Below are 5666 nucleotides of genomic sequence, written 5' to 3'. Positions count from 1 at the left end.
AAAGGTAAATGGGAAATCCACAGGAAAATCTGGTTTAGTTAACCGGGCTGGGACATTTGACAGTTCTTTTCAAAAGCTCAGCCTCCCTCCTTTTCACGAAAAGCCCTGTACGGGTGAGCACATACATATGCGTCTGCGTGATCTTCATTGACAGAACTGCCTGATCCCATTCATCCGGCCGCCCCTTTCCCTTAAGCAGTTTGAGCCATTGCCTCTTTGCTTCGTTGAAGCACCACACTGCTCCCTCTACAGTGCAGAAATAGACATTATATCCTTCTATAGTGACCTGGCAGACTGCGAGAGGCACAGGGAATCCCACCTCCTCAAGCCTTTTTTCTTTTTTATCATAAGTGATGATGTTATGAAGGGGCCTTCGAGGACCATATGATTCCATTGAGCCTACAAAGTTCGGAATAAAATAGGTGCGGTTGGAGCTTGAGGCAACCCCGTTTATCTCATAACGGCCTGTGCCCAGGAGGGGAAATTCTTTTATCTGCTCCCATTTGTCTTGGTTGGCTGAGTACCTGAAAGGGCCGCTTGCAGTACAGATCAGGATGCCATTGCCATCAAGTGGCCAGAAACTTGAGGTGAATGGATTTGCATTCCTTCTGGGGAAATCAGCAGTGGAGGCAGAAAAGCCGATGTTATAAAGCTTATACTGGTATGTCGTAAGCTCAATTCGCGCAACCTCTAAAATGCCCAACTCAGTCGTACCTTGTATTTTCCTGAGGCCCAGAGGCTTCTTCGCTTTCACCCACAGATATTCTCCAGTAAGCAGCCTCGGGCCGTCAAGCATAAGGTCAACTGATTTATCTTTATTGACAAATATGTACCTTAGCATCCCGGACCTATGATCAAGTTCAATGAGTGAGCTCCGGTTGATCCCGATAATTCTTCCATCTTCGAGGTGCAGTGAATTCCATAGTTTCTCATATTGTTGCTCTTTTGAGCTCCTCCTCAGGCATATCATTGATCCGTCATAGAAGCCATGCCAGAAAGTTCCATTTTCATTATCATAGAGCCATACACTTTCTCGAAAAGTCCCTGAACGCGGTATATTCAAATATCTCCAGCGGCCCGTTCTCTGATCCATATACCAACCTCCAGGATCACTGGTAATCACACTCAGGTCCTCGCCTTGCAATACCATAAATGAATCCAGCGAGCTGATTGGGAAAAAAAGGCGCTCTCTGAAACGGGAGTTGCCTGTATTAAGGTAAGGAAACCTGTAGCAAGTCCATCCTTCCCTTGAGAAGACTCTCACCTTTTTATGTTGAACCTCTATCCAGGCGGTAAACCCGATGAATGCACCAGTAATCACGAGAAACATCATGAGGATGAGAAGGCCACATTTCCTGATCCGGTGTTTTCTCAGGATCCTGTAGGACAGAAGAAGATACAGTACCAGGAGGGAATAGATGAAATAATCATAATAAAGAAATACAAGACCAGCCAAATATCTCATCAATTCTTCAGCAGTCATATGGCTTTCCATAGGAGCGCGCCTAACTTTGATGCTCTGGTAAAGCAGCCACCTTGCAGGCATCTATGGAGGTTATTCCCGGATTTAAACAATTTAGTCACATTCGAGGAGCTCCTCCAAAATTTTATGAAGTAATCGAAGGCTGGCTCTCTGTGGATAAGAAGGAGCTCACCCTAACAGACAAAGTCAAAGTGTGAGAGATTGCCATATCTAGACGAGCTTCGCCAAGATAGGTTTGGACTTCTCCAGGAATTTGTTGTATACTATTCTGTGGAGCCCGGGGGGTGGAAAAACTGCGAAAGAGATTTTATCCTCTTCTCTTGATTGTTAGCCTTGCGATATTCCTTGCTTTCCTTGTTCCCAGGGGGATAGTTTATATCAAACAGGGCCAGACAGATGATATTATGGAAACAGTTTTTCAATACCAGTTTGATCATAATTTTTCAGGCAAGCAGCAAAATGCCAAAGCCTATTTCCTCTCTGCACTGGAAGGAAAAGACCCTGGCGAGAATGTGATCAGGCATTTTTCCGATCATAGACCCCCTGTGAAAAAGAAATCTCAATGTGAGGTGAAACAAGTCGGCCTTGGAGAACCTGTGATTGACAAAGAAACAGGAGAGGAAGGACTTCTGTTTCAAGTTGACTCCATCAAGTGGATCTCCTGGGGCAGAGCTGAGGTGAAAGGAGGTTATTACGAAAGCAGCCTGAGCGCCTCAGGTAATAAATATAGTGTTTTGCGAAAAGGGAGGAAGTGGATTGTCACAGAGGATATCTGTGAATGGCAGCAGTAAAAGTGCTGAAGCCATTTCATGCATTGATACTCCAGGGCTCAAAATTTACTTTCGGCTGGGCTTTCGTTTGATGGATTACAGGTAAAATTTATGAGAAAGTTATTTCCGGGAATCTATGATTTGAGCATTCCTCTGGCCTTGGTATGGGCTCTTCTCGCACTGTTAGTCTTATTGCCTCTCATCATGGTGGCAGGCTTGTTTATGGGGCAAAAACCCTCATATTTGCTTGCTTTGTGGGGTTATATAGTATCTCGCCTTCTCCTGGCGGCTTTTTCTTTTACCGTCACTTATATCATAGCGCTCCTGGTGACATATAGGATATTTCGCAAGATCGGGGCTCTGCAGAAAAACCTATTCATTTTATTGGTTGCATTGTTACTGGTTCTCTTCTCAGTGATTGGCATAGCGATATTCAGTCCTGTATACCAGAAGATCTTTCTGATGCTGGAATCATTGGAATCAAAGGATTCAAGACAATTGCTTGAGGTGGTGACAGTCACAGGTATCTCAGGTTTTATAGTGGGCTCGCTTGCAGGTTCATACAAAGGTTGGAATAATCAAAAGTATGAAACGAAACAAAAAACCCCTATGGGTCAAACAATAAGAGGAACGCAGTGATGAGGCTCTCATCCTTAATATTGACCCTGTTATTTATTATCAGCATCACCCCGGCAGCCTGGGGGACCATGATAATTGACAATCTCTATGCCTGTCCCCTGTGTGGCACAAAGGATTATTACAGCGTCGTGGTAAGCGGCGGGAGCTATATCTACGGTGAGCTTTCTCGATTTCAATTTGTTTTCTGGCCTTATACTGACTCTTTATGTCTCTGTGCATGCCAGAAGTGCCATTTCACCTGCCTTATGGATGATTTCAAAAGAATTCCGAAGGAACGCATTGAAGAGGTGAAAAAGGCCTTAAAGGGCACTTCCCTGCCACCTCCTGAATTGAGCAAAAAGAATGACAATCTATTCTGCGAGGGCACCTATTACTATATACCCATGACAGCAAGAATTCTCATTGCAGAAAGAGTCTATGAGGCTCTCGGGAAAAATGATAAGGAATGCTGTCTCTTTTACCGTGTGGCGGCCTTTCATTACGACAAGGCAGGAATGCTTGAGAAGGCTGCTTTATCGAGAAAGAGAGCCCTCGGTTATGCCGAAAAGCTCATCGAAGACCCTAAATACAAAGACCAGTTGAAGGAGTCATACCTCATCGCTGGAGCCATGCGGTATTTTCTTGAGGATTATAAGAATGCCCGGAGGGATTTTGAGAAAGGGAAGGCAGTGCCTTTTCACAACAATGAACTCACGGCAGAGGATGAGAAAAGCACAGAAGAGTATCTCAACGCTCTCATTGATGAGTTTCTTGAGTCACAATGCGGTCAGATTGACATGCTGCTTGCAATAGATTCAGGAAGACAACAGAAAGCGGCGGAGCTTCTTGACAGATACCCGGAGCTGGTCAAAAAAACGGTTCACCTGAAGCCAACCGTTGAAATTGTCACATTTCTTCACTTTGCAGTGAGAAAGGGAAAAGGAGAGATTGCAAAGCTCCTTATTGCAAAAGGTGCCGATGTAAACGCGAGAGACGAGAAAGGAAATACGCCTCTTTTTGAGGCTTGCCAAGATTTACCGGGTGAGACACAATCCAAGGATCTTATAAAGCTGCTTCTTGACAAAGGCGCAGATATAAATGCAAGAAACAGTAAGGGTAAAACTCTGCTCCATAATGCGGTTCTTTCAGGTAATGACAACGAGGTAAAACTGCTGCTCTCTTTGGGTGCCGATGGGTCAATCAAGGACAAGAGCGGGAACACTCCTTTGAGGTATGCAAAAAAGTATGAATTGAAGAACATCATCCAAATTCTGCAAGACAATGGGGTGAAGGAGTGATGGGAAAGGCCTTCCAGGACTTATTATTATGAATGTTCTTAATTTTCTTATAATGATGCTCTCGTTTCATACAAATTCTGCCGGGAATACCGAGCTTCCTCAGTGTTATGAATATGGTTATATAAGCTCTCCTTTATTATCACTATTATTATGGAAAGCGGACGAAAAGGCCTTAGAGGCATTATTGAGGTTTTAATCTGCTGAATGAAAAGGGATGAGGCGATGGCGAGTGACTATTTTTTCAACGCTGATAGTATCTTTGGAGCTGCAGAAAGGGGAGATATTATAAAAACAGAAGCCTTATTGTCAGAAAACCCCCAGTTAGCACATGCTAAAACTGCAAATGGCGGCATAACAGCATTGATGATTGCCGCAGGCCAGGGAAAGAAAGACATAGTTGAACTTCTTATTTCCAAAGGTGCTGATGTAAACGCTAAAGATGGAACTGGCATGACCGCACTATTTCGGGCAATGGTCAGCAAAGATATCCTCGAGCTTCTCCTTTCCAGTGGAGCCGATATTAATGTCAAGGCATTGAAGGGTATGACACCATTAATGTTTTTTACGTTATTTTGCGAAAAGACTTTCATCGAATTACTTATTCATCATGGTGCCGAAGTGAATGCCAAAAGTGATAAAGATTTGATCGATATATTAGGTCATTCATTAATTTCCAATAGTACTGAAGCGAATATAAAGAATAACAACGGTTGGACAGCATTGATGTTTGCCGAAGCGAGAGGAGAGAAAGACATCGCCGATTTGCTTCGTAAACATGGCGCGAAGGAGTGAGAGGGATCCACTTGAACTGTTATCGTAAGGGGGGGGCAGGACTATGTCATCAAGTAAAATGCACTATTTAATGATTCTTGCATTACTTATATCCCTTCTGAAGCCTGTCAAAGCTGCAGATCTGCCGGTGCCTCCCTTCAAAAAATTATGGACCAGCAGAGTTATGGGATTGGTTCATGAACCCACAGTCTGCGACAAAGTGATTTGCTTTGATTCCTGGCCTTGTTGTGAACCATGGCAATATGGGGCAGCTGATCTGAAAACTGGGAAGATCCTTTGGAAGAAAACTATAGAGGGTTATCATACTCTCACGAAGACATGCGAGAAAAATAGATATTTCATAGTAATAGAAAGAACAGGAGCTGATATAGAAAAACTAACCTACACAGGCAAAGCAGAGGTTCTCGTGCTTGAGCCTGTTTCCGGGAAGGAGCTCTTACACATACCAATTGATGAAGTGGGGTGCGATCCCACCATAAAAGATTCCACTTTATATTGTGTCTTTGGAGATGATCAGCTTAAAGCAATCGATCTGGTTACGCAAAAAACTCGCTGGGCCATAACGATCCCGGAAGCTCACAGGAATGTGTTGAGTTTTAGCTCTTCTATCAGCAGGAAGCGACTTAAAGCAGCAGGTGAAAATCTTATTGCCCTACGTGTTAATATGAAGTGGGACAAATTCCCGGCCTTAAATTAGTGTATAAT

At 43.7% G+C, this 5666-nt stretch carries 6 protein-coding genes; 5 read left to right on the top strand and 1 reads right to left on the bottom strand.

Annotated features, from left to right (window positions below):
• Positions 1–34: 34 nt before the first annotated feature.
• Positions 35–1483 carry a hypothetical protein gene (locus RDV48_31455; GenBank protein MDQ7827353.1) on the bottom strand — a complete coding sequence of 483 codons (1449 nt, stop codon included), beginning with the start codon at positions 1481–1483 and terminating at the stop codon, positions 35–37.
• Between the two features lie 284 nt (positions 1484–1767).
• On the opposite strand from RDV48_31455, the gene RDV48_31450 reads away from it, so the two are divergent.
• The 5 genes from RDV48_31450 (at position 1768) to RDV48_31430 (ending at position 5658) form a co-directional block, all read left to right on the top strand.
• Entirely contained in the window at positions 1768–2274 is a 507-nt protein-coding gene (locus RDV48_31450) for a hypothetical protein (GenBank protein ID MDQ7827352.1), read from the top strand.
• A gap of 90 nt (positions 2275–2364) precedes the next feature.
• Positions 2365–2892: a hypothetical protein gene (locus RDV48_31445; protein MDQ7827351.1), complete on the top strand. Its 528-nt coding sequence runs from the start codon at positions 2365–2367 to the stop codon at positions 2890–2892.
• A 494-nt stretch (positions 2893–3386) separates the two neighbouring features.
• On the top strand, positions 3387–4169 hold the full coding sequence (locus RDV48_31440; GenBank protein ID MDQ7827350.1) for an ankyrin repeat domain-containing protein: 783 nt from the start codon (positions 3387–3389) through the stop codon (positions 4167–4169).
• A gap of 222 nt (positions 4170–4391) precedes the next feature.
• Entirely contained in the window at positions 4392–4961 is a 570-nt protein-coding gene (locus tag RDV48_31435) for an ankyrin repeat domain-containing protein (GenBank protein MDQ7827349.1), read from the top strand.
• Positions 4962–5004: 43 nt separating this feature from the next.
• Positions 5005–5658 (top strand): hypothetical protein, encoded by a 654-nt coding sequence (locus RDV48_31430; GenBank protein MDQ7827348.1) that lies wholly within the window; start codon positions 5005–5007, stop codon positions 5656–5658.
• The last annotated feature ends 8 nt before the right edge of the window (positions 5659–5666 follow it).

Source organism: Candidatus Eremiobacterota bacterium, assembly GCA_031082125.1.
Taxonomy (GTDB): Bacteria; Vulcanimicrobiota; CADAWZ01; order CADAWZ01; family Ess09-12; genus Ess09-12.
The sequence above is the reverse complement of the archived record's forward strand: the minus strand, read 5'-3'. Positions and strand labels throughout refer to the sequence as shown.

Coding starts and splice junctions, on each gene's coding strand:
- RDV48_31430 (MDQ7827348.1), top strand. CDS start 5,005: ATGTCATCAAGTAAAATGCACTATTTAATGATTCTTGCATTACTTATA.
- RDV48_31435 (MDQ7827349.1), top strand. CDS start 4,392: ATGGCGAGTGACTATTTTTTCAACGCTGATAGTATCTTTGGAGCTGCA.
- RDV48_31440 (MDQ7827350.1), top strand. CDS start 3,387: ATGCTTGAGAAGGCTGCTTTATCGAGAAAGAGAGCCCTCGGTTATGCC.
- RDV48_31455 (MDQ7827353.1), bottom strand. CDS start 1,483: ATGACTGCTGAAGAATTGATGAGATATTTGGCTGGTCTTGTATTTCTT.
- RDV48_31445 (MDQ7827351.1), top strand. CDS start 2,365: ATGAGAAAGTTATTTCCGGGAATCTATGATTTGAGCATTCCTCTGGCC.